This window comes from Bacillus sp. C28GYM-DRY-1 (assembly GCF_030519405.1).
Lineage (GTDB): Bacteria > Bacillota > Bacilli > Bacillales > Bacillaceae > Bacillus > Bacillus spizizenii_A.
Genome location: NZ_JAUMKF010000002.1, coordinates 215,435 through 239,117, shown reverse-complemented (window position 1 = coordinate 239,117; position 23,683 = coordinate 215,435). Strand labels below are relative to the sequence as shown.

Annotated in this window: 21 protein-coding genes; 7 read left to right on the top strand and 14 right to left on the bottom strand. The window is 43.1% G+C overall.

Annotated elements, in window-relative coordinates; translation table 11 throughout:
* Window position 1 precedes the first annotated feature (1 nt).
* Genes rbsC through Q3W56_RS03295 form a run of 5 tightly spaced genes read right to left on the bottom strand, consistent with a single transcriptional unit; the run spans window position 2 to window position 4,724 of the window.
* Window positions 2–970: a ribose ABC transporter permease RbsC gene (gene rbsC / locus Q3W56_RS03315; protein ID WP_302894485.1), complete on the bottom strand. Its 969-nt coding sequence runs from the start codon at window positions 968–970 to the stop codon at window positions 2–4.
* A gap of 1 nt (window position 971) precedes the next feature.
* Window positions 972–2,453, bottom strand: coding sequence for a ribose ABC transporter ATP-binding protein RbsA (gene rbsA, locus Q3W56_RS03310; protein ID WP_302894484.1), 1,482 nt, complete (start codon window positions 2,451–2,453; stop codon window positions 972–974).
* A gap of 15 nt (window positions 2,454–2,468) precedes the next feature.
* Complete coding sequence (gene rbsD, locus Q3W56_RS03305) at window positions 2,469–2,864, bottom strand: D-ribose pyranase (protein WP_302894483.1); 396 nt, start codon at window positions 2,862–2,864, stop codon at window positions 2,469–2,471.
* On the bottom strand, window positions 2,861–3,742 hold the full coding sequence (gene rbsK, locus Q3W56_RS03300) for a ribokinase (RefSeq protein ID WP_302894482.1): 882 nt from the start codon (window positions 3,740–3,742) through the stop codon (window positions 2,861–2,863). The genes rbsD and rbsK overlap by 4 nt, the downstream gene beginning before the upstream one ends.
* Window positions 3,735–4,724 carry a LacI family DNA-binding transcriptional regulator gene (locus tag Q3W56_RS03295; RefSeq protein WP_302894481.1) on the bottom strand — a complete coding sequence of 330 codons (990 nt, stop codon included), beginning with the start codon at window positions 4,722–4,724 and terminating at the stop codon, window positions 3,735–3,737. Before Q3W56_RS03295 ends, rbsK begins: the two co-directional genes overlap by 8 nt.
* 781 nt (window positions 4,725–5,505) lie before the next feature.
* Between Q3W56_RS03295 and pgsB the strand changes: the two genes are divergently transcribed.
* The 5 genes from pgsB to Q3W56_RS03270 all read left to right on the top strand — a co-directional run bounded on the left by pgsB (window position 5,506) and on the right by Q3W56_RS03270 (window position 9,877).
* Window positions 5,506–6,687 carry a poly-gamma-glutamate synthase PgsB gene (pgsB, locus tag Q3W56_RS03290; protein ID WP_019715925.1) on the top strand — a complete coding sequence of 394 codons (1,182 nt, stop codon included), beginning with the start codon at window positions 5,506–5,508 and terminating at the stop codon, window positions 6,685–6,687.
* Between the two features lie 15 nt (window positions 6,688–6,702).
* On the top strand, window positions 6,703–7,152 hold the full coding sequence (gene pgsC, locus Q3W56_RS03285) for a poly-gamma-glutamate biosynthesis protein PgsC (RefSeq protein ID WP_003227889.1): 450 nt from the start codon (window positions 6,703–6,705) through the stop codon (window positions 7,150–7,152).
* An 18-nt stretch (window positions 7,153–7,170) separates the two neighbouring features.
* On the top strand, window positions 7,171–8,313 hold the full coding sequence (pgsA, locus tag Q3W56_RS03280) for a capsular polyglutamate synthetase PgsA (protein WP_019715923.1): 1,143 nt from the start codon (window positions 7,171–7,173) through the stop codon (window positions 8,311–8,313).
* Window positions 8,314–8,327: 14 nt separating this feature from the next.
* Window positions 8,328–8,495, top strand: coding sequence for an extrachromosomal elements maintenance protein EdmS (edmS, locus tag Q3W56_RS03275; RefSeq protein ID WP_268399124.1), 168 nt, complete (start codon window positions 8,328–8,330; stop codon window positions 8,493–8,495).
* A gap of 140 nt (window positions 8,496–8,635) precedes the next feature.
* Complete coding sequence (locus tag Q3W56_RS03270; RefSeq protein WP_302894480.1) at window positions 8,636–9,877, top strand: C40 family peptidase; 1,242 nt, start codon at window positions 8,636–8,638, stop codon at window positions 9,875–9,877.
* 35 nt (window positions 9,878–9,912) lie between these two features.
* Here the strand turns inward: Q3W56_RS03270 and ywtE are convergent, their stop codons facing one another.
* Both ywtE and Q3W56_RS03260 read right to left on the bottom strand, forming a co-directional pair.
* Window positions 9,913–10,773: a 5-amino-6-(5-phospho-D-ribitylamino)uracil phosphatase YwtE gene (gene ywtE / locus Q3W56_RS03265; protein ID WP_302894479.1), complete on the bottom strand. Its 861-nt coding sequence runs from the start codon at window positions 10,771–10,773 to the stop codon at window positions 9,913–9,915.
* Between the two features lie 156 nt (window positions 10,774–10,929).
* On the bottom strand, window positions 10,930–11,898 hold the full coding sequence (locus Q3W56_RS03260) for an LCP family protein (protein ID WP_302894478.1): 969 nt from the start codon (window positions 11,896–11,898) through the stop codon (window positions 10,930–10,932).
* 334 nt (window positions 11,899–12,232) lie between these two features.
* On the opposite strand from Q3W56_RS03260, the gene Q3W56_RS03255 reads away from it, so the two are divergent.
* The gene (locus Q3W56_RS03255) at window positions 12,233–13,606 is read left to right on the top strand and encodes a sugar porter family MFS transporter (RefSeq protein ID WP_302894477.1); all 1,374 of its coding nucleotides are present in this window, start codon (window positions 12,233–12,235) and stop codon (window positions 13,604–13,606) included.
* A gap of 37 nt (window positions 13,607–13,643) precedes the next feature.
* Here the strand turns inward: Q3W56_RS03255 and Q3W56_RS03250 are convergent, their stop codons facing one another.
* From Q3W56_RS03250 to gerBA, 3 genes are read right to left on the bottom strand one after another with little or no spacing between them, the layout of a single operon-like run.
* Window positions 13,644–14,768: a spore germination protein GerBC gene (locus tag Q3W56_RS03250; RefSeq protein ID WP_302894476.1), complete on the bottom strand. Its 1,125-nt coding sequence runs from the start codon at window positions 14,766–14,768 to the stop codon at window positions 13,644–13,646.
* On the bottom strand, window positions 14,765–15,871 hold the full coding sequence (gene gerBB / locus Q3W56_RS03245; protein ID WP_302894475.1) for a spore germination protein GerBB: 1,107 nt from the start codon (window positions 15,869–15,871) through the stop codon (window positions 14,765–14,767). The genes Q3W56_RS03250 and gerBB overlap by 4 nt, the downstream gene beginning before the upstream one ends.
* 5 nt (window positions 15,872–15,876) lie before the next feature.
* Window positions 15,877–17,328, bottom strand: a complete 1,452-nt coding sequence (gene gerBA / locus Q3W56_RS03240; protein ID WP_302894474.1) for a spore germination protein GerBA — start codon at window positions 17,326–17,328, stop codon at window positions 15,877–15,879.
* Between the two features lie 267 nt (window positions 17,329–17,595).
* On the opposite strand from gerBA, the gene manA reads away from it, so the two are divergent.
* A complete protein-coding gene (gene manA, locus Q3W56_RS03235) occupies window positions 17,596–18,546 on the top strand; it encodes a mannose-6-phosphate isomerase, class I (RefSeq protein ID WP_268399107.1) in 951 nt (316 codons plus the stop codon).
* Window positions 18,547–18,834: 288 nt separating this feature from the next.
* Here the strand turns inward: manA and Q3W56_RS03230 are convergent, their stop codons facing one another.
* Genes Q3W56_RS03230 through Q3W56_RS03215 form a run of 4 tightly spaced genes read right to left on the bottom strand, consistent with a single transcriptional unit; the run spans window position 18,835 to window position 23,621 of the window.
* Entirely contained in the window at window positions 18,835–20,694 is a 1,860-nt protein-coding gene (locus Q3W56_RS03230; protein ID WP_302894473.1) for a CDP-glycerol glycerophosphotransferase family protein, read from the bottom strand.
* 18 nt (window positions 20,695–20,712) lie between these two features.
* A complete protein-coding gene (locus Q3W56_RS03225; protein WP_302894472.1) occupies window positions 20,713–21,882 on the bottom strand; it encodes a CDP-glycerol glycerophosphotransferase family protein in 1,170 nt (389 codons plus the stop codon).
* A gap of 3 nt (window positions 21,883–21,885) precedes the next feature.
* Window positions 21,886–22,911: a ribitol-5-phosphate dehydrogenase gene (locus tag Q3W56_RS03220; RefSeq protein ID WP_302894471.1), complete on the bottom strand. Its 1,026-nt coding sequence runs from the start codon at window positions 22,909–22,911 to the stop codon at window positions 21,886–21,888.
* Entirely contained in the window at window positions 22,908–23,621 is a 714-nt protein-coding gene (locus Q3W56_RS03215) for an IspD/TarI family cytidylyltransferase (protein ID WP_014115394.1), read from the bottom strand. Before Q3W56_RS03215 ends, Q3W56_RS03220 begins: the two co-directional genes overlap by 4 nt.
* Window positions 23,622–23,683: the final 62 nt, after the last annotated feature.

Here is a 23,683-nt window from a genome sequence, read left to right as displayed (position 1 = left end):
CCTATGCTGACTTTTTGCGGTCTAATAATACCGCAATTAAGATGACAATCCCTTTGACAACCAGTTGATAAAACGATGAGACGCCAAGCAGGTTGAGCCCGTTATTCAATGTGCCGATGATCAGCACCCCGATTAACGTACCGATAATGCGACCGCGGCCGCCAGAAAGACTTGTTCCGCCTAAGACGACCGCCGCGATAGCATCCAGTTCGTACGATTCTCCGGCAGTCGGCTGTGCTGAATGCAGACGAGAAGTCAATATCGCACCGGCAAGGGCGGATAAAAGCCCGGCTAAAGAATAGATCATCACTTTCACGCGCGTCACTTTAATGCCAGAAATGAGCGCGGCTTTTTCATTGCCTCCGATTGCGTACGTTCTGCGGCCGAACGGTGTTTTATGAAGAAGCACCCAAAGGATGACAAAGGCAAGAACCATCGTAATCGCCGGTACAGGAATGCCTAAAAAGTAGCCGCGTCCGAACAGCTGAAAAGCGTAGTTTGTGCCAAGTCCGGTAATCGGATTTCCGTCTGTATACACAAGCGTCAGCCCGCGAAATACAGTCATGGTCGCAAGCGTAGCGATAAAGGGCGCCATTTTTCCTTTTGTGATCAATAGTCCGTTGATCATCCCGAGTACGGCACCAATGATACAGCCGAGGATGATCGCGAGAACTGGATCGACACCGGATACAATCATCCCCGCAACTAAAGCGCTGGATAGGGCAAGAATAGCGCCGACAGAAAGATCAATGCCGCCTGTTAAAATTACAAAGGTCATGCCGAACGCGATTAGTCCGTTAATGGCGACCTGGCGAAGCAGGTTTAGAATATTCAGCGGTTCAAGAAAGCTGGGATTTAAAATAGATACAATGATAACGAGAATAAATAAACCGAGAAACGGGCCGAGTTTTTGCATCACACCGTCGAAGTGAATCCGTTTTTGTTCTGTTTGCAGTTGTTCCATTTTCATATTACCGCCCTCCCGTGGCAAGTGTCATAATTCGTTCTTGTGTTGCTTCCTGCGCATCGATTTCCCCGCTGATTCTGCCTTCATGGACAACGATAATGCGATCGCTCATCCCGAGAATTTCCGGCAGCTCTGATGACACCATAATGATGGCGACACCACGCTCAGTCAGCTCATTCATCAGTGAATAAATTTCCCGCTTCGCGCCAACATCAACACCTCTGGTTGGCTCATCCAAAATAAGCACTTTCGGTCCAATCCCGATCCACTTGGCAATCACTACTTTTTGCTGGTTGCCTCCTGATAAATGGCGTGCGTGCGTTTCTGATGATGCCGTTTTGATAGTGAGGCGTTTGATCAAAAGATCGACAAACTCAGCTTCCCGCTTGTGGTCAATGAGACCTTTTGGAGAAAAGCTGGACAGATTGGGCAACGCAATATTCTCGCGAATTGAGGTGTCGAGCAGCAACCCTTCATCTTTGCGGTTCTCTGTGATAAAGCCGAGCCCTTTTTTTACCGCATCCTGCGGGTTCTTAATCGCTGTCTTTTTTCCAGCGATCCATATCTCACCCGAGTCCAGCCTGTCAACGCCGAACAGCGCTCTCATGATTTCTGTCCGGCCGGCTCCCATCAATCCGGAGACACCGACGATTTCACCGGAACGAATGTAAAAGCTAACATCTTCAAAACGTCCTTTGACGGAGGCTTTTTTCACCTCGAATATTTTGTCGCCGAGAGAAGGAATGCGCTTCGGATATCGTTCAGTCAGCTCGCGTCCGACCATTTTTTTGACGACTTCATCAAAGTTGGTTTCTGAGATGTTGGTTGTATCTACCGTTTTTCCGTCACGCATGATGGTGATTCTGTCGCAAATCGCAAAAATTTCTTCCATCCGATGAGAAATGTATACAATGGATACACCATTCTTTTTTAACGCTGTCATCACCTCAAAGAGCTTGCTGATTTCCCGTTCCGTCAAAGCAGCGGTAGGTTCATCCATAATAATCACCTCGGCATTTGTCATGAGCGCTTTTGCAATTTCAATCATTTGCTGCTGCCCGACGGAACACTCCCCGGCTTCTTGATCAAGAGAAAGGGAGACAGACAGTTTGTCAAATTGCTCTTTTGCTAGCGCTTTCATTTTTCTTGTTCGTAAAACGCCTAGCTTAGAGGATATCTCTTTTCCGATAAATAGATTCTCAAGAACGGTCATTTCCGGCCAGATATTCAATTCCTGATGAATAAAGGCTATTCCATGTTGCTCCGCTTCTTTCGGATTGGAAAAGTACGTTTCGTGTCCGTTTATGCGGATTTCCCCTTTATCCGATTTATGCAGGCCTGTCAGTATGTTCATAAGCGTGGACTTGCCGGCGCCGTTTTCTCCCATTAATGCGTGAACCTCGCCAGGCACGAGCTGAAAAGAAACGCCTGACAGCACTTGGTTTTTTCCGAATGCTTTATGAATGTCTTTCATTTCAATCTGCATGTTCCATCCTCCTTTCTAGAAAAGCACACCCGCCTGCAGGATGCAGTTGGCATACGGTGTGAATTCACCTGTTCTTATAATGGCTTTTGCTTCTTTTGTCAGCAGCTTAAACTCCTCGTGAGAAAGGTATTCAATCTCCTGTTCAGAAAAAAGGTTCTCTAGACATCTCGCATTCTCCTGATTAGAGACTTTTATTTCAGTTGCAGCAATAACTTTTTCGACGACCATCTCGTCCGCGAGAACTGCCGCTGTATCTTGAAAAGCCGGAAAACCCGGCTTCAGTGAAAGATCAATTTTCAAAACGCCGTCAGGTACGGGCAGCCCTGCATCCGCGATGACAATTTTATCAGTGTGGCCAAGGTCGGCTAAAAGCTTGGCAAGATGGCTGTTCAGTATACCGTGTTTTTTCATGACAGCAGCTCCTCTACTTCTTTTCTAGTCGGCATTCCGCCTTGAGCGCCGAAGGAACAGACAGAAAGGGAAGCAGCACGATTGGCAAACCGCAATGCGGCTTCAATGTCTTTTCCCTCAGCCAGAGCCACGGCAAAAGCTGCGTTAAACGTATCTCCGGCTCCGGTTGTATCAACGGGCTCTACGGGGAAGGACGGGATGAGGCGCTCTTTGCTGCCGGTTGAATAGCGGACGCCCTGTTTTCCTTCCGTAATAAAGAGCTTCGCTGGATAAAGCGCCAAGGCTTCAGAAACGGTAAGACCAGGGAATAAGATCGACGCCTCATGTTCATTCGGCGTGAGATAGGTGGCGTGATCAATTGTTTTTTGTAACAGCGGGCGGGCCGGTGCCGGGTTGAGCATGATCGGGATATCATGAGAATGGCAGTATCTGCACACCTCATCAACCGTTTCTTCCGGAATTTCCTGCTGAATCAGGACCATATCAACCTTTTCAATCTGATCAAGCGCGTCTATCGCGAATGATGGAGTGATATCATCGTTCGCACCTTTGACAACGACGATGCTGTTATCACCTTCAGCAAGCACAATGTGGGCGGTTCCGCTTTCCTGGTGTGTAACCGGTTCCATATAGTCAATACAAACGCCGTTTGCTTTTAGATTTTCCAAAATGGCTGTTCCATAATGATCATCCCCGACCTTGCCGACCATAAACACGTGGGCGCCAAGTCTGGCAGCAGCAACGGCCTGATTTGCTCCTTTACCGCCCGGCACCGTCTGAAAGGACGTGCCAAGTACCGTTTCTCCGGCCTTTGGGCGTTTGTCTGAGGTGACCACTAAATCCATAGAACAGCTTCCAATCACACAAATATTACGCATCATGATCTTCCTTTCTTGTCGTCTGTCTTCTTATATAGGTGACAGGCATTTGAATCGCCGTTTCTGTCAGCGGCTGTTTTTTGATGATACGCAAAAGCAGTTTGGCCGCTTCTTTTCCCATATCATATGCGGGCTGTTTAATTGTAGACAGTGGCGGGAACAGCAGCTTGCTTTGCGGTATATCATCATAGCCGATAATTTGAATGTCTTCGGGAACATTTCTTCCGAGCCGCAAAGCTTCATGTAAAACTGCAGCGGCTTGTATATCATTACTCGCAATCACACCGTCTGTCTCAGGATAAGCCGAAAACAGTTCCTTCGCCATCAATTGTGCATCCTTAAAAGAAAATGAAGCCGTCTCGATGACCTGAAAATCAGCATCAGCCTGCTGTAAGATTTCCAAAGCGCCGTTAAAGCGGTCTTGAACGGTCGGCAGGTGAGCGGGTCCTCTCAAGAGCGTGATGCGCTTGCTTTTACCGTAAATGATGACTTCGGCGGCTAATTTTCCTCCTATATAGCCGTCACTGGACACAGAAGGGGCGCCTTCAGGTGTTCTGTCCAGAAAAACGACTGGATGATTCATGCCGCTGTATTCCTCAAGATCCGGGTAATTCGTTGCAGCAATAATGCCTGCAACATGATTTTGCTTAAAGGTTTGAAGGTACTCAAGTTCTTTTGTTAATTCCTCGTCACTGTTTCCAAAAATAAGGCGATAGCCTTCCCGGTTCAATTCATCCTCCGCACCGCGGGCAAGCTGGGGGAAGAAAGGGTTTGTGATATCCGGGAGCAAAAGCCCGATCAGCCGGGATTCTCTCTTATAAAGAGATCTGGCGACTTCATTCGGGTAATAGTTCAGTTCTTCCATCGCCGCTATGACACGTGTTCGTGTTTCTTCGTGTACATAGCCGTTGTCATTCAGGACGCGGGAAACCGTTGCAACTGAAACGCCAGCTGCTCCGGCGACATCTTTAATTGTAGCCACAACAGCTCCTCCTTGTTAATGTAACCGTTTACATAGATAGATTATCATGCACAAATCATAAATTGCAACAAAAATATAAAAGAAAAGTAATTATAGAATGCATATATAATTTAGAAATTTGAGGTTTTTGTTCTTTTTTTAACAATGTATTCACAAATATGGATGAAGATTTCATGAACAAATATTAAGATTTATTAAGATTATTTCAAAGTTAAGCGTTTAGACCTGTAATTGAGAAGAAACAGAAAAGACTATATACCTAAAAAATGTTTAATTATGTTAGATAATACAGACTCTTATTTTCAGAATTTTTAAAGAAGGTCTATATAGTCATTTTGGTATGGGCCTTGATTTGCCTTTCCTATGTAAAAAGGTCGACAAGATGATCTTGTTCTTAGGAAACAGGAAGAAACTATTTTGTGTTCATAAGAACTGGAAACCCGCATGAGAGCGGGAAAATATTGATAAGACGGGCTGAGAAAAACCTAATTTGAAATTCATAGCACATGCATTCTGCAAGGTGTGACTATAAGTCCAAAAGTAAGCTAGGGAATAAATGAAAGCGCATACCTTGCAATTTTTAAAATAATAGACAAGGTGTAAGTCCTGCGGTTTTCCAAAAATAGAAAACAGTTTGTAGGTACAAAATCTCTTTCATAAGAGAAGTTTGGCTTAGTGGATGAGGGAAGATTATGTTACATAATGCCGATTGAGAATTCATAGTGATTCTATATACTGATGAATGAATTTACAACAATATAGAAGGAGATGTCGAAAAGCAATGTGGTTACTCATTATAGCCTGTGCTGTCATACTGGTCATCGGAATATTAGAAAAACGCCGACATCAGAAAAATATTGATGCCCTCCCTGTGCGAGTGAATATTAACGGCATCCGAGGAAAATCGACTGTGACAAGGCTGACAACCGGAATATTAATAGAAGCCGGTTACAAAACTGTTGGAAAAACGACAGGAACGGACGCAAGAATGATCTATTGGGATACACCGGAGGAAAAGCCGATTAAACGGAAACCTCAGGGACCGAATATCGGCGAGCAAAAAGAAGTCATGAGAGAAACGGTAGAAAGAGGAGCCAACGCTCTTGTCAGTGAATGCATGGCCGTTAATCCGGACTATCAAATTATCTTTCAGGAAGAACTTCTTCAAGCTAATATCGGTGTCATCGTAAACGTGCTGGAGGACCATATGGATGTCATGGGGCCGACGCTCGATGAAATTGCAGAAGCGTTTACCGCTACTATTCCTTATAATGGGCATCTTGTCATTACAGATAGTGAATATACCGAGTTCTTTAAACAAAAAGCAAAAGAACGAAACACAAAAGTCATCATTGCTGATAACTCAAAAATTACAGATGAATATTTGCGTAAATTTGAATATATGGTATTCCCTGATAACGCTTCTCTGGCGCTGGGTGTGGCTCAAGCACTCGGCATTGACGAAGAAACAGCGTTTAAAGGAATGCTGAATGCGCCGCCAGATCCGGGAGCAATGAGAATTCTTCCGCTGATCAGTCCGAGCGAGCCTGGGCACTTTGTTAATGGGTTTGCTGCAAACGACGCTTCTTCTACTTTGAATATATGGAAACGTGTAAAAGAAATCGGTTACCCTACCGATGATCCGATCATTATCATGAACTGCCGCGCAGACCGTGTGGATCGGACACAGCAATTCGCAAATGACGTTTTGCCTTATATTGAAGCAAGTGAACTGATCTTAATCGGTGAAACAACAGAACCGATCGTAAAAGCCTATGAAGAAGGCAAAATTCCTGCAGACAAACTGCATGATCTAGAGTACAAGTCAACAGAAGAAATTATGGAATTGTTAAAGAAAAGAATGCACAACCGTGTCATATATGGCGTCGGTAATATTCATGGCGCCGCAGAGCCTTTAATTGAAAAAATCCACGAATACAAGGTTAAGCAGCTCGTAAGCTAGGAGGAAAATGCAGACATGTTCGGATCAGATTTATACATTGCACTAATTTTAGGGGTACTACTCAGTTTGATTTTTGCAGAAAAAACAGGGATTGTACCGGCAGGACTGGTTGTACCGGGATATTTAGGACTAGTGTTTAATCAGCCGGTCTTTATTTTACTGGTTTTGTTAGTGAGCTTGCTCACTTATGTCATAGTGAAATATGGTTTATCCAAATTTATGATTTTGTACGGACGCAGAAAATTCGCTGCCATGCTGATTACAGGGATCGTCCTGAAAATCGCGTTTGATTTTCTATATCCGATTGTACCATTTGAAATCGCAGAATTTCGAGGAATCGGCATCATCGTGCCAGGTTTAATTGCCAATACCATTCAGAAACAAGGTTTAACTATTACGTTCGGAAGCACGCTGCTATTGAGCGGAGCGACCTTTGCTATCATGTTTGTTTACTACTTAATTTAATGTAAGGTGTGTCAAACGATGAAAAAAGAACTGAGCTTTCAAGAAAAGCTGCTGAAGCTGACAAAACAGCAAAAAAAGAAAACCAATAAGCACGTATTTATTTCCATTCCGATCGTTTTTGTCCTCATGTTCGCTTTTATGTGGGCGGGAAAAGCAGAAACGCCGAAGGTCAAAACATATTCTGACGACGTTCTCTCAGCCTCATTTGTCGGCGATATTATGATGGGGCGTTATGTTGAAAAAGTAACGGAGCATAAAGGGACAGACAGTCTTTTTCAGTATGTTGAACCGATTTTTAAAGCCTCTGATTATGTAGCAGGAAACTTTGAAAACCCGGTAACCTATCAAAGGAATTATCAACAAGCAGATAAAGAGATTCATCTGCAGACGAATAAAGAATCAGTGAAAGTCTTGAAGGATATGAACTTCACGGTTCTCAACAGCGCAAACAACCACGCAATGGATTACGGCGTTCAAGGCATGAAAGATACACTTGAAGAGTTTTCGAAACATAACCTCGACATCGTTGGAGCTGGATACAGCTTGAGCGATGCGAAAAAGAATATTTCGTACCAGGAAGTCAATGGGGTAACCATCGCGACGCTCGGCTTTACCGATGTATCCGGAAAAGGTTTCGCGGCTAAAAAGAATACACCGGGCGTACTGCCCGCAGATCCTGGAATCTTCATCCCTATGATTTCAGAAGCGAAAGAACATGCGGACATCGTCGTTGTGCAGTCACACTGGGGACAAGAATATAACAATAATCCAAACGACCGTCAGCGCCAGCTTGCGAGAGCTATGTCTGATGCGGGAGCTGATATCATTGTCGGCCATCACCCGCACGTCTTAGAACCGATTGAAGTATATAACGGAACCGTTATTTTCTACAGCCTCGGTAACTTTGTTTTTGACCAAGGCTGGACAAGAACGAGAGACAGTGCACTGGTTCAGTATCACCTGAAGAAAAACGGAACAGGCCACTTTGAAATAACGCCGATTGATATCCATGAAGCGACGCCTGCACCGGTGAAAAAAGGAAGCCTGCAACAAAAAACGATTATTCGCGAACTTACAAAAGATTCTAATTTCGCATGGGAAGTGAAAGACGGAAAACTGATGTTTGATGTTGATCATAGCGATAAACTAAAATCTAAATAATCGGAGTGATAAAGATGAAATTTGTCAAAGCCTTCTGGCCGTTTGTTGCCGTAGCTATCGTGTTCATGTTTATGTCAGCTTTTAAATTTAATGATCAGCTGACAGATCAGGAAAAGCAGAAGATTGATACGGAAATCCACAAGATCCAACAGCAGGAAGAACCGGCAAACGCCAATAAATAATTAAAAAAAGAGAGTGTCTGATGAGGCATTCTCTTTTTATTTGCCCAGCATATTCATTCTGTGAAAATATCAAAAAATCTCTTAATAAATTCAAAAAAATACCGATGTTAAAACTGCAAACAGAGGAGGAGATAATAAAAGTGAAGACACTGGCAAACTGGAAGAAGTTTTTGCTTGTGGCGGTTATCATTAGTTTTTTGGGTTCAACTATTACAAAAGCGGAGATTGCGGAGGCTGATATGTCATCTGAACTGGTGATCAGCGAAGCAAAAAAACTGCTTGGGTATCAGTATAAATATGGCGGTGAAACGCCGAATGAGGGATTCGATCCTTCGGGATTGATTCAATATGTTTTCAGTAAGGCTGATATTCATCTGCCGAGATCTGTGAACGACCAGTATAAAGTCGGAACGGCCATAGTGCCGGAAGACCTGAAGCCGGGCGATATTTTGTTTTTCAAGAAAGAAGGAAGCAGCGGGACAACACCGACACATGACGCTCTTTATATCGGAGACGGCCAAATGATTCACAGTACGCAATCAAAAGGGATTATCATTACCAATTACACAAAAAGCAGCTATTGGAGCGGCACTTATATCGGGGCAAGACGAATTGCAGCTGATCCGGCAACAGCTGATGTTCCTGTCGTTCAGGAGGCCGAAAAATATATCGGCATTCCATATGTGTTTGGCGGGAGCACACCGTCAGAAGGCTTTGATTGCTCAGGACTCGTGCAATATGTGTTTCAGCAGGCACTCGGCATTTATCTGCCGCGATCAGCCGAACAGCAGTGGGCAGTAGGCGAGAAGGTGGAGCCTCAGTACATAAAGCCTGGTGATGTCGTCTATTTCAGCAATACGTATAAATCGGGAATTTCACATGCAGGGATTTATGCAGGCAGTGGAAGGTTTATTCAGGCAAGCCGGTCAGAAAAAGTAACCATTTCTTACTTGTCAGAGGATTATTGGAAATCGAAGATGACAGGCATTCGCCGATTTGACAACCTGACAATCCCGAAAGAAAATCCGATTGTGTCTGAGGCAACACTTTATATCGGAGAAGTTCCTTACAAACAGGGCGGAGTGTCTCCAGAGACAGGATTTGATACAGCTGGATTTGTCCAATATGTATACCAGAAAGCAGCCGGTATTTCCCTGCCTCGATACGCAACAAGCCAGTTCAAAGCCGGAACTAAGATTGAGAAGGCAGACCTGAAACCAGGAGACATTGTATTCTTCCAATCAACTAGCCTAAATCCGGCCATCTATATCGGAAATGGACAAGTTGTTCATGTTACATTATCAAACGGTGTGACCATTACCAATATGAACACGAGCACGTATTGGAAAGATAAATATGCGGGAAGTATACGGGTGCAATAAAAGACAAAGACTCCAGAATCTCTGGAGTCTTTTCTTTATGCATATTGGCCGGAAAGAAGCTGGTCTATAAAGTAGGCAACACCATGTTCATCATTGCTTTTTGTGACAAAGGTGCTTTTTTCTTTTAACTCATCGATCGCATTTTCCATGGCGATACGGTGTCCGGCGACTTCAAACATGGACAAATCGTTCGGACTGTCACCAATCGCATAGATATCCTGTGTTTCAATTCCGTATATTTCAGCCAGCTCTGTCAGCGCGCGTCCTTTTCCTGAAGAGGCTGGCAGGATTTCGATAATATGTTTTCCGGAAGAGGTCTGCGCCAGTTTTTTATGATGTTTCAGCTCTTCTTTCGCTTGTTTCAGCTTGTCCATATCAAAGGAGAAGCAAAGAAGCTTATAAATGTTTTCACTGCCGTCAAAAACCGATTCGATATGAGGGATCGGTTTAATGCCAAACTGCTTGAACTGAGTCATGGCTCCTTGCCACAATTCATCCGTCTTCTCGTTGGGATTTGCGCTCTTTAGAATATCAAGCTCCGCATGCAGCTTAGCTTCGCCGTCAAAAGGAGAAAGCAGATGGTCATCTGTATATACCTCAAAGTAGATGTTTTTTGACAGTAGGTAATCAGCGATCGCTTTACCGGCCTCCTGATCCATTAATGTCCGGCTGATCAGGCGGTAGCCTTTGTCATGAACGGTACCGCCATTTGCCGCAATGATAGGGATATCCAAGTCTTCCAGCAGCGCTTTTACATCAAAAGTCGCTCTTCCCGTGCAAATGGTGACGAGGATACCGGCGTCAACGGCCCGCTTGATCGCCGCTCTGTTTTCTGCAGAAATGACGCTCTCTTTATTCAGTAATGTACCGTCTAAATCAATCGCAATTAATTTCATATGTAGGGGGAACCTCCTTAAAAATGAAGCTGCTTCGTGTAGTATGTTCAGCTTTTCTGTGAAACATCATCCATATAAACCAAGGCTAAACGTTACTTTGATCATTTTCAACAAGAAAATATGTAAAACGGGATGGCGATTACGCCATCCCGTTCATTATACACCTAAATCGTTTTGCAGCTCTTCTTTAACTTCCTGCAGTTTTTGTTGGTTCAATTTTAAATAATAAACTCCAGAAGGTTCATAATCGTAACCCGTCAGCTGAATAGAATCAACCGATTTCAATGAAGTGAGGAACGGGAACAAACCGATGGCATCTTTAAGAGATAAGTTCATTTTCAGATTTTTCCCCATCGTATCCACAATATCATCATAAGCCGGGATTGAGCTTAGTGATTTTGATTTGTCCAAAATGGCGCTCAGCACTTCCATTTGTCTTTGTCCCCGCAAAAGGTCACTGTCCGCTTTGCGTGTTCTTACGTAAGCGAGTGCTTCTTCTCCATCAAGCGTTTGTGTTCCCTTTTGAAGAACCACTTTACCTTTTGTATCTTTTTTGATTTGCTGAATGACTTTATCGCTCTTTACTGTTACTTTGACGCCATTCAGCTGATTTACGACGTCTTCAAAAGCTGTGAAATTGCTTTCGACGACATAATCGACGGGAATATCCAGCATTTCCTCAACTGTTTTCACAGTAAGGTCAACGCCACCATAGGCATGAGCATGTGTAAATTTATCATAGCCATGGCCTGGTATGTTTACATAGGCATCACGCGGAATGCTCAGCATTTTAGCTGTTTTTTCTTTCCGGTTAAATGTAACCAGCACATTCGCGTCACTTCTAGCCTGATCGACAGTCTCGCCGTTTTCCTCTCTGGCATCAATTCCTAAGAGCAACACGGAGAAAGAATCTTTTCCTGGATCAAATTCTTTAATCCGTTTTACTGATTGTTCTCCACGTGCAAGGTTAACATGAGCCTCCTTAGAAGCATTGTTTAGTTTCACATAAGCATAGGTGCCGACAGATCCTGCCGCAATGATTAGAAAAGCCACCAAACCGGCAACAATTTTCACCCATTTTCTAAGTCTTCTCTTTTTCTTTCTCCGGTGTGTTCGTTCTTCCATATCAATACCTCTCGATTCTGTAATATTTGAAGAGTACCATTTAATTTTCCATGGGGCAACTCCTGGATAACATTTTTCGATAAATATTCCTATATTTATAAGTTCATAAGTCTCTATTGTTGAAGATAGATAATGTTATTGTGCAGAACCACCTTATATTGGACGTCGCAGCAGATAAAATGTTTCGGCGGCTTTGAAAAAACACAAGTAAATGATTGGAAACTCATTCAGCCAGAATAAAAAGGTTTAATGGCCAGAAAAAAAGGCTAAAAGATTTCTAAAAAACTCCACAGTGGTATGATTGCAGCACTGATGGAGAAAGGGAGTCATTTTTATGAAAAAGCAGTCCAATATATGGCTATATTTTTTCGGCGCTCTTGGGGGCGCGTTATACGGTTATGATACCGGAGTGATTTCCGGAGCTATTTTATTCATTAAAAAGGACTTAGGCTTGAATGCCTTTACGGAAGGACTTGTTGTCAGCTCCTTATTGGTTGGGGCGATAATAGGCTCAGGAGCGGCCGGCAAGCTAACTGACCGTTTCGGAAGAAAAAAAGCGATTATGGCGGCCGCGCTGCTGTTTTGTATAGGAGGTCTGGGTGTGGCGCTTGCCCCGAATACCGGAGTCATGGTGCTGTTTCGCATCATTTTGGGGCTTGCAGTCGGAACATCGACGACAATCGTGCCGCTCTATTTATCTGAACTTGCTCCAAAACATAAGCGCGGGGCGCTGTCATCTCTGAATCAGCTGATGATCACAGTCGGCATCCTACTATCTTATATCGTCAATTACATATTTGCCGATGCCGAAGCGTGGCGCTGGATGCTGGGATTGGCTGCTGTGCCGTCGCTGCTTTTGCTCATTGGCATTTTGTTCATGCCGGAGAGCCCGCGCTGGCTGTTTACGAATGGCGAAGAGAATAAAGCGAAAAAGGTTCTCGAAAAATTGCGTGGCACAAAAAATATTGATCAGGAAATACATGATATTCAGGAAGCAGAAAAGCAGAATGAAGGCGGACTGAAGGAGCTGTTCGATCCATGGGTGCGTCCCGCACTGATTGCTGGCCTGGGACTGGCGTTTCTGCAGCAATTTATCGGAACAAATACGATCATCTATTATGCGCCAAAGACCTTTACAAACGTTGGATTCGGAAACTCTGCATCGATTTTAGGAACGGTCGGAATCGGCACAGTCAATGTTATCATGACATTAGTAGCAATTAAAATCATCGACAAGATCGGAAGAAAGCCGCTATTGTTATTTGGGATTGCCGGGATGGTCATCAGCTTAATCGTTCTCGCGCTGGTGAATCTCTTTTTCGATAACACCACGGCTGCCTCATGGACGACTGTCATTTGCTTAGGTGTATTTATCGTTGTCTTTGCGGTCAGTTGGGGCCCGGTTGTCTGGGTCATGCTTCCTGAATTGTTTCCGCTCCATGTCAGAGGAATCGGTACTGGTGTATCAACATTGATGCTGCACGGTGGGACACTGATTGTTTCACTTACCTATCCAATATTAATGGAAGCGATCGGCATCAGTTATTTATTCCTGATTTATGCCGCAATCGGTAGCATGGCGTTCTTATTTGTCCGTTTTAAAGTGACAGAGACGAAGGGTAAAAGCCTTGAAGAAATTGAGCAAGATTTAAGGGACAAAAACGGACAGGGAGGATCTGCCGGAAAACAGCAGACTGTCGGAACCTAAAAAAAGGGTGCGCGATCATGCGCACCCTTTTGGTTGCTCACTGCCCTGCTGTGCCGAAGTTAACGATTTTGAAAGAAATATCGTATTTAAAATCAGCATCAGAAAATATGACATCCCAATGTCCTTTTACTTTATGCCAGTATTCAGGGTGTTGAATCCGGATGTAATCCGATAAAAAGATAGGATCGCTTTTATACTCATGCTGCAGTTTATCCATAACCTTCTTTACATCGTGTTCAAGCTTTTTCTCAAAAATGTTCTCAAGCCTGTGCAAATAGTTTTTACGAAACGAGTTTTCATTCGGGCTTTGGTCTTCTGTCAGGATACCCTTTGTTTTGACAGAAATCTGAAAGACAGGTTTCCCGTTTTCAATCGCCGGCTTAATTTTAGATTTCGACTTTTTAATCTCAAACGTAATCGGATGTCCTTTATCTGTCGTCGGCATGACGCCTCCTTGGATTGTCCCCATGACCCATGTCAGTGTCTGGATTTCTTCAGCTGAAAGAAATCCAACGAGTTTATTACTGCCGCTTTTGATAATGCCTGCCCCGTCATACTTTGCTTTTCCCTTTTGGTTATTAACGGCTTGAATAAGAAAACTGTAGCCATTTTGGCAATAAATAGAGGCCCTGCCGATGCGAAGCGGCATCATAATCTTTCCGTTATAATTGCTGTTATTGGTCAGATCAATCAGCTTTTCGGAAGGCATCGGCAACTGCTGCTTCGGGCTTCCTTTTGTGAAAATATCACCAGCTTTCCCTCTGGCTGCCATCAAATAGCTGCTGCGCCGCAGCTCATCATCCCGGATAAAATGGTTGAAGACTTGATCTATGTTTTGATTCCTCATTAGTTTTTCTCCCAGGAGAATGACTTTTAAATGGTCGCTATAGATAGGAGGATCTTTAATGGATACATCACTGACCGCTTCAAGGACGGTTTTCCCATAGGATGTCACATTGACAAATTCGGGTTTTCCGGATGCTTGGCTGTCTTCACTTTGGGGAAGAAGGTTTTGATACGTTAATTTATACTGATGGTCATCGGTCTCATCGATGGCAAGTCCTCTGGCAAAAGACAGCTTTTCAATATTTTTGACATCCCAGCACCCGCAGAGCATCTGCAACATTAGAACCATTGCTGATAGCTTCATCATTGTTTTCATTGCAGCTGATCCCTCCCCAGTTTTTTCTGTAACCAGCTTAAAAACCAGATAAGAAATGGTATTGCAACGACACCTAAAAATACATATCCGAGAAGTGAACCGTAATAAAATACGGCATTAAGATCTTCAGGAAACATTGATAGAAAAAATGTAACAGCCAGTAATGCAGCAAGAAGCCACGGATTGTTTTTATTTTTCAGGTGAAAGATATCAGTTAATCCGATATGCGCCCCTTTAAAGGAGCCGAGCATACATGCAAATTGCTGAGCTGTCCAAGTTATCTGTAAAAACAGGTCAAACCGTTCAATAAAGATCCCCGGGATTTCTAATGCGTGAATAAGAGATATGGTAGGCCATGTTACTGTTTTTGCCTCAGCTACACTCATACAGCCAATGACCATAAACAAAGTAATGCTATAAAAAACAGTCGAGGTTGCAATGCCTAAAGCGACAGCTTTTTTTACCTGCTTGGGATCTTTCATAAAGGGAATGAGATAAAAAATGACTTCAAATCCTGAAAAATATAAAAGAGTTTTAGGAAATAAAGAGAAAAAACTTCGATAACCGCCTTCAAATACAGGCCGGATAAAATCCAGTTGAAATAGCCGAAAGCTAAACATCAGAAGCATAAGGAAAATAATAATAGTGATAGGAAAGATATACGCATATACCTTCGCAATGGGATAAACGCCTCCGGCTACATGATAAATGGCAACAGCCAGAAAAATAAACACGACAACCGCCATCGGTGTGTTTTTTAAAAGAAAGAAGCCGACAACCTCGCCCAAAACCCGCGCCTGATAGCAAACGATACCGATAAAATAAAGGGTAAGAAATATATTCAATAAGTAACCGATCAATTTTCCGGCTGCAATGCTGTTGAGCTCAAAAATTGTTTTCCCGCTGTTTCGTTGAAGAAAAGGCAAAAAAAGCAGTACAAAAATAATAAATATAACGCCCTGCAGCAGGATCATGATCCATCCAATGGGACTATCGGTTTCAGCGGCTGAGCGGGGAAGAGTTAAGACACCGGCACCGATCATTGTACTGCTTACCATGATAAGCGTCTGCATAAATGTAAGCTTGTCCTCTATTTGCCTCATAGCCATCACCTTTGCCTGATTTTATCTTTTGTGCCTTTGCGGGTAGGTCTTCTTTTTAAAAATAGGGTGGGAACGCGAATCACAGTGTCCTTTAAATCTTGACCGGGCTGTGCCATTATCGGAATAATATAATCTTGGCCAAAGCTTTTCAGTCGCATCAAATGGCCGATTACAAACAGAAAGACCATAATGACGCCATACATGCCAAGCATTGCCGCACTGATCATACCAGCAATGCGAATAATCCGCAGCGGAAAGTTATAGGCGTATGAAGGAACGGTAAAGGATGCCAATGCGGTAAAGGATACCACAATGACCATCAGCGCACTGACGATTTGCGCCTGTACGGCAGCCTGTCCAATGACAACGCCTCCAATGAGCCCGATCGTCTGTCCAATCGGCTTTGGCAGCCGTAAACCGGCTTCCCTGATTAGTTCTATCGTAAATATCATAATAAATGCCTCGACAAAAGGCGGGAAAGGTACATTCAGCCTGCTGCCTGCAATCGAAATGGCCATTCTCGTTGGCAAAAGGCCCGTATGAAAGGAAACGAGAGAAATATATAAGCCGGGCAAATAAATGGTAATCAGGATGCTCGAATAACGAAGCAACCGAATAAGAGACATGATAATCCAGCGCTGGCTGTAATCATCTGGTGAATGGATAAATTCATCAAGCGTAGCCGGTACAATGAGTGCAAATGGGGTGCCATCAACTAAAATGGAAACCCGCCCTTCTAACAAAGAGCTTTCTACACGATCTGGACGTTCTGTGCTTAAGATTGTCGGAAAGATTGTAAAATGCTCATCCTCAATGAGCTGCTCAAGTATGCCTGATTCCGGCAAATCATCTGTCGTAATGGATTTCAGCCGTTTAAACACTTCCTTTACAACATAATCAGGGGCAATATCCTGAATATATGCGACAGCTATCTTTTTCTTCGTCCTTTTGCCTATCGTCATTTCTTTTATGACGAGATTAGGGTCACTCGACCGCTCTCGTAAAAGCGCCGTGTTTGTCCGCAGTGTTTCAATAAAGCCAATCTTCGGACCGCGTTCTACGATTTCAGAGGAAGGTTCTTCAAGGCCGCGCGTCATTAATGTTTTCGTATCAAATGCCAGGCCTGCGCTGTAACCATCAGCCAGTAAAATAGTATGTCCGGAAAAAATAAGCTGCTGTATTTCTTTTATTGTAGAAATCACGCTGTGGCGGTAGCCGAAAAAAAAAGCGGATAAATCTTCAATCAAGCCTTCTTTTTGAGCTAACGCTTCTTTTTGTAAAGGAGACATGACGTGTTGTGCCAGAAGCTTATTTTCTGTCAAACCGTCAATATACAGCAGGCACGCTTTCTGTCTGCTGTCTCCGAAAGAAAACGTATAAAAAATGATATCGTCATTTTGCCCCAGTTTTTTTTTCAACGTTTCTACATTGCGCTGGAGATCAGAGTCGATTTGCAAAGTTTCTCTCCCCTTTATAAAACAGATTGACGGTTTTTCTTAATTTGTATCAAAAAAGGAGAATTATTCTTTACGAGGAAAAGGCTGAAACAAACCTTCTTTTGAAAGTGATATAATATAAAGGAAGCGTTTTCTCAAAAAGGGGTCATTGATACATAATGCTTTGTACATATGTTGTCATAGAAAAAAGACAGCTTATCCGGCGTTTGTAAGGGGAGCGCACCGGGAAAATAATGATCAGCTATTTACAGGGGAGGGGTACGGATCATGACGCAATCACCGATTTTTCTAACGCCTGTGTTTAAAGAAAAAATCTGGGGCGGCACCGCTTTACGAGATAGATTTGGATACGGTATTCCTTCAGAAACAACGGGGGAATGCTGGGCCATTTCCGCTCATCCAAAAGGACCGAGCATAATTGCCAATGGCCCGTATAAAGGAAAGACACTGACTGAGCTTTGGGATGAGCATCCGGAAGTATTCGGCTGCGTGGAGGGGGAGCGATTTCCGCTATTGACAAAGCTGCTGGACGTGAAGGAAGATATGTCAATTAAAGTTCACCCTGATGATTACTATGCCGGAGAAAACGAAGAGGGAGAACTCGGCAAGACAGAATGCTGGTACATAATCGACTGTAAAGAAAACGCGGAGATTATTTACGGGCATACGGCCCGCTCAAAAACCGAACTTGTCACAATGATCAACAGCGGTGACTGGGAAGGCCTGCTGCGAAGAATCAAAATTAAACCGGGTGATTTTTATTATGTGCCTAGCGGAACGCTGCATGCATTGTGTAAGGGGGCACTTGTATTAGAGACCCAGCAAAATTCAGATGCCACATACCGGGTGTACGATTATGACCGGCTTGATAAAAATGGGAGTCCGAGAGAGCTTCATTTTGCCAAAGCGGTCAATGCGGCCACGGTACCCCATGTGGACGGGTATATAGATGAATCCACAGAATCAAGAAAAGGAATAACCATTAAAACGTTTGTCCAAGGTGAATATTTTTCGGTATATAAATGGGACATAAATGGCGAGGCTGAACTTTCTCAGGATGAATCCTTTCTGCTTTGCAGCGTGATAGAAGGAAGCGGTTTGCTGATGTATGAAGAGGAAACATGTCCGCTCAAAAAAGGCGATCACTTTATTTTGCCGTCTCAAATGCCCGATTTTATCATTAAAGGAACCTGTACACTTATCGTGTCTCACATTTAACTTAATCTCACCTCGAGATTAAGTTTTTTTATTAAAAATTGGAATTGATTCACCTATAAATGAAGCATATGCGTGCCGATAAATAAACTAGTTTTATATACTCATTGAATAAGAAAGAGGAGAAGGAATGAAAAAGAGTTTAATCGCACCTATGCTTCTGTCCGCCGCGTCCCTTGTCTTTTTTTCCATATCCTTTTCTGCCTAGGCTGCAGCTTATACGGACTACTTTGATGTTCCGGAATATCAATAAAAAAAACACCTTTTGCAGCTGCAAAAGGTGTTTTTGATTTATCTTTTAAGGACTTTATCGTCTGCCGGCTCCTCTTCCTGAGGGAAGACGATTTGATCAACGACACGTTCACTTGCTTTTCCGTCAAGATCATCAAAGAAATAATGAACAAATGAATCAATTTGCTCAAAGTTATACTTCTCTTCTTTAATGATTGAAATCATTTGATCAGACGTTTTCGCAAGCGGACCAGGAATAAAGTCAAAGTAATCATAATAGAAATCACGTTTGCGAATATAATCATCTACATCATAGCTGAAGAAGATCATCGGTTTGTTTAATAAAGCATACTCAAAGCAAACAGAAGAATAATCCGTAATCAGAACATCTGTTACTAGCAATAGCTCGTTAATTTCCCTGAATGAAGAGAAATCATAAAAGAAATCACTATACTGATAAGGAATATTGGCATCATTACGTACGAATGGATGAATTTTGAATAAGAAGATATATTCATCCTTTAACTCACGATACAGACGGTCAAAATCAAGCACTTCAAAAGGATAATGAGCGGATTGCTGACCGTTTCCGCGGAAGGTTGGCGCAAAAAGAATGACCTTTTTGTCCTTCAGGAATGGATATTCTGTATAAAGACGTTCTTTTACAAATGCCTTCTTCGCTTCATCAAAGAAAAAGTCTGTTCGAGGTACGCCGGTAGCGATGACATTCTCTATGTCCACACCAAAGCCCTCTGCATAGTGTTTCCGTATATTTTCAGAGCTGACAATAACCTTTGTGTAGTTCCTATGGTTTTTCGAATGCGGCGAGGGTCCTCCCGGCAGACCGATTCGGCTGTAGCCGAATGTCTTAAAGGCGCCGACAGCATGCCACAGCTGGACAAGATCAGCATTCTTACGGATTTTCAACGGGTAAATAATCGGATAAAAATCATCAATAAAAATGATTTTGCTTGTCGCAAAGTGATAAGCCATAGACATCAGTTCAGACAGGCTTTTTCTATCCCGAATGCTGCTCTTTAAGAAAAATTTGAAATCAAAGTTTTCTTCGCGCTTCAGCAGTTCTTCATAAACAAATTCGAAGTTTCCTGTCAGATCAAGGCGGCTGTCAGAAGCAAAGACGATCTTATTGGACTTAATCGGCAACAGGCGGAATACATCATAAGCAAAATGGAATAAGCTCGTATTCAGCTTGCGTATAAAGCGGTTTGCTTCTTTTCCGGTATCCAGCTCCAAAAGGCTCGGATCAATTTCCTGCAGTTTGTTGCAAGACAAGTTAATGGTCTTCTCGCCTTCATCATAGTTAACAATCAAATTGAACTTCATCAGCTTTTTAGCAGAATGAAATTCCATCTTTGTGGCATACACATCATTTGAGAGGAAATTGCTGACGTTTCCAACCGTATGCACTTCCTGATGTTTTACATTTTGGTCATCTACAGCTTCAATTTCAAGAAACAGCTTATACTCGCCCTGCGGAAGAGGCTTGTCATTCATTAGCTTAGAAAAGTTAATTTGCTGTGAGAATCCTGCCCACTTATAGGCCCCTGGCACATTTGATGTATCAATTGACAGCTGATCTACCGGAATATCCCGAAGAGAAACAGCTGTAAATAAAACCCCGTTGTTAACCAATAATAAACGTTTTCGAACCTGATCCTCTTTTTGAAGCGGCAGGCCCTTGATATACATATAACCCGCAATTTTAAGAATTGAACCATTCCAAGAAAAATCAGAAATTTTTCTGACAGGGACCTGCTGGTTTTCTTCAATTCGTTTTGTTTTATCAAAAAGAGAAAAAACCCTGTTTTCTGCCGGATGGACAATGACAGCTGTATTTTCTTTTTGCATTTTCTTTTTTGATCTGAAAAGTCTGTTCTTAATCTTTCTGGCCAGCTTCACTTTGTACCTCACTTTCTCCTAATCGGCACCAGATGTTAAAAATGATGAAATAAAATCGGCTACCCGCTCTGCAGATTTGCCGTCTTGATGGGTAATAAATGTCTGTGAAAAAGCTTCAATCCGCTTTGTATCAGCCTCGTGATCACTCTCAATATCGTGTACAAGCGATGGAACGTCTTTCGAAATCGGCCCGGGTACAAACGATTCAAACGGATAGTAGAAATCACGTTCTTTCAAGTAGTCTTCTAAATCCGGGCAGTAAAAATACATTGGCCGTTTTAGAAGGCTGTATTCGAAAATGACTGAGGAATAATCGGTTATCAGCCCATCGGAGATTGCCATCAAATCGTACAAAGAGTACGAATCTGTTAAATCCAGCACAAAATCATCCTCTTCCGTGTGCGCATGCTTGCGCATATACGGATGAAGATGGAGCATCACGACATAATCTTTATGGTGTAGCGCCGACTTTAATTGTAGCAGATCAAGCGGGGTAGCGTCACCCTCTTGATGATGTCCGCTGCCTCGAAAAGTAGGAGCATACAAAAGCTTTTTCTTATGCTTAAGTTCAGGATAAGCCTGATGAAAATCTTCCAGTACATTGCGAATATGTTCCTTATGATAAAAATAATCCGTCCTTGGAATGCCGAGCGGCAAAATCTGCTTTTCCTCCATTTGGAAAGCTTCGGCAAAATGCGGCACGGCAGCGGGTGCACTGACGATGGCATAATCATAGTTAGAATGCACGGGAACAATCTTCAGATATTCAGAAGATGGGCCGAACGGCTTGTTCACTATGCTGTAGCCGAATTTTTTAAATGCGCCGCAAGCATGCCAAAGCTGGATGGCAACAGTTTCCTTGCGTTTTGGCACAACATACAAAGGAAAATAATAATCATCCAACAAAAGCACACGGCACGTGGCAAGGTGATATAGCGATCTGAAAAGATGAAGCAAATATGCAGCTCGTCCGATCAGCCCCTTATCCATCTTGCGGAAAAGCAGGGTGATTCGAAGAGACGGATCTTGCTTCAGCTTTTCATAGACACCTTTAAAATTATCACTTAATTGATCCTCACGATAGGAAGCTATGACAACTTTGTCGTGCTGTACTGGTAATAAAGCGCTCAATAGTCTATAAGCAGTGCCGAATACTCCTTTTACGATTCGTGTAAGGAATGTTTTCACTGTTTAAATTTCCCATTCAATAACGGTTTTTCCCCAAGATGAAGTCAAATCTGCTTCAAACGCGTTTGTAATTTCCTCGATACTGCGTACCGGGAACCGTCCGCCTACTAATGTTTCTAAATAATCAACGACTTCAGGGTATTGAGCTAAAAAGTCCACAGTACGGGCAAAATCCTCGCGTCCGCTGCGGCTGCTGCCGATCAGCGTAATTCCTTTTTCAAGCACCATTCTTGTTTCAATTTCAACAGGGTATTCAGATACGCCTAAGAGCGCTACACAAGCTTCAGGATGAACAAGGGCAATGATCTGCTCAATTGCGCTTTCACTGCCGCGTCCGCCTACACATTCAAAGGCATGATCGAGTCTGACATCTTCAGGAATGTCGTTAATTTGATAAGCTGCATCAACAAAAGAAAAATGATCAAGCTTGTAAGGTGTTTTTCCGAAGATAAACACTTTGCTGTCCGGATATTTCTTCTTCAGGAGAAGCGTCATGATAAAACCGAGATTTCCGTCTCCCCAGACACCGAATGTGTCGCGCTTCTTGTGTGCCATACGCTCAAAGCGGGAAAGCGCGTGAACTGCAATCGTAATAAGCTCAGTAAAGGCTGCGACATGCGGATTAATGCTGTCCGGAAGTTCAACGAGCCGATCCGGCGCCATGAACATGTAATCCTGCATAAATCCATCATAGCCGCTTGATCGGAATCTACTGGAACGCAGGTAATTCTCCGCAATGACTTCATGCTCTTCAACCGGTGTATTTGGCACCATAACAACCCGGGTCCCGACTTTAAATGTGCCTGTCGGATCAAACATGACTTTCCCGATTCCTTCATGGATCAGTGCCATCGGCAGTTTCTTATCCATCGCTTCTTTGCCGCGTGAGCCAGTATAATAACGCTGGTCGGCAGCACAGATGGATAAATGGGTAGGCCGGACGACGACCTTATCTGAATGGACAACTTTATCTTTATACGTCACTTCAAATTGTCGGGCAGAAACTAAACGATATGTTTGATTAATCATTGTGAAATTCGCTCCTGTAAAATGGCATTAGCCACTTTTAAGTCATATGGTGTCGTTACTTTAATATTAAAGACTTCACCGCGGACCAGCTTCACTTTTTCACCTGCTAACGAACAGATCTTGCAAGCGTCAGTCAGGACAGCTTTTTGTTCATCTGACAGCTTGTTATAAAGCTCAACCAATTTGCTGATCCGGAAGCTTTGCGGTGTTTGTCCTTGATACATGTTGTCGCGGACAGGGATATCAGAAATAAATTCCTGGTCTTCTGAAGCGATAATTGTATCAATGGCTGAGATCACGGTATCGACCGCACCGTATTGAAGAACCGCATCAATGTTTTCGTCGATAATGCGATGAGTTAGAAATGGACGCACAGAATCATGAGTGATGATCACGTCATCATCCTGAATGCCGAATTCTTTTTCAATATAGCGGATGCCGCTCATAATAGACTCATTACGGTCACTGCCGCCTTCAACAACAACCAGGCGATCATCCTGCCCGATGAATTTCTTTAAGATGTCTTTTGTATGGTTAATCCACTCTTTAGGTGAAACGATTAAAATCTTATCGAAACGGTCATTTAATAAAAACTTTTCAACCGTATGAATGATAATAGGGCGTTTATTTAACGGCAAAAACTGTTTTGGCATATTGACGTTCCCCATGCGGGAACCTTTTCCACCGGCTAGAATCTCAGCATAAATCATAAAATGACTCCTTCCTTACTACAACTCATAATGTTTTATAAAAGGTTTTCATATTATTTGCA

Coding starts and splice junctions, on each gene's coding strand:
- rbsC (WP_302894485.1), bottom strand. CDS start 970: ATGAAAATGGAACAACTGCAAACAGAACAAAAACGGATTCACTTCGAC.
- Q3W56_RS03215 (WP_014115394.1), bottom strand. CDS start 23,621: ATGATTTATGCTGAGATTCTAGCCGGTGGAAAAGGTTCCCGCATGGGG.
- pgsB (WP_019715925.1), top strand. CDS start 5,506: ATGTGGTTACTCATTATAGCCTGTGCTGTCATACTGGTCATCGGAATA.
- rbsA (WP_302894484.1), bottom strand. CDS start 2,453: ATGCAGATTGAAATGAAAGACATTCATAAAGCATTCGGAAAAAACCAA.
- pgsC (WP_003227889.1), top strand. CDS start 6,703: ATGTTCGGATCAGATTTATACATTGCACTAATTTTAGGGGTACTACTC.
- pgsA (WP_019715923.1), top strand. CDS start 7,171: ATGAAAAAAGAACTGAGCTTTCAAGAAAAGCTGCTGAAGCTGACAAAA.
- rbsK (WP_302894482.1), bottom strand. CDS start 3,742: ATGCGTAATATTTGTGTGATTGGAAGCTGTTCTATGGATTTAGTGGTC.
- ywtE (WP_302894479.1), bottom strand. CDS start 10,773: ATGAAATTAATTGCGATTGATTTAGACGGTACATTACTGAATAAAGAG.
- Q3W56_RS03220 (WP_302894471.1), bottom strand. CDS start 22,911: ATGATTAATCAAACATATCGTTTAGTTTCTGCCCGACAATTTGAAGTG.
- edmS (WP_268399124.1), top strand. CDS start 8,328: ATGAAATTTGTCAAAGCCTTCTGGCCGTTTGTTGCCGTAGCTATCGTG.
- Q3W56_RS03255 (WP_302894477.1), top strand. CDS start 12,233: ATGAAAAAGCAGTCCAATATATGGCTATATTTTTTCGGCGCTCTTGGG.
- Q3W56_RS03260 (WP_302894478.1), bottom strand. CDS start 11,898: ATGGAAGAACGAACACACCGGAGAAAGAAAAAGAGAAGACTTAGAAAA.
- rbsD (WP_302894483.1), bottom strand. CDS start 2,864: ATGAAAAAACACGGTATACTGAACAGCCATCTTGCCAAGCTTTTAGCC.
- gerBB (WP_302894475.1), bottom strand. CDS start 15,871: ATGAGGCAAATAGAGGACAAGCTTACATTTATGCAGACGCTTATCATG.
- Q3W56_RS03250 (WP_302894476.1), bottom strand. CDS start 14,768: ATGAAAACAATGATGAAGCTATCAGCAATGGTTCTAATGTTGCAGATG.
- manA (WP_268399107.1), top strand. CDS start 17,596: ATGACGCAATCACCGATTTTTCTAACGCCTGTGTTTAAAGAAAAAATC.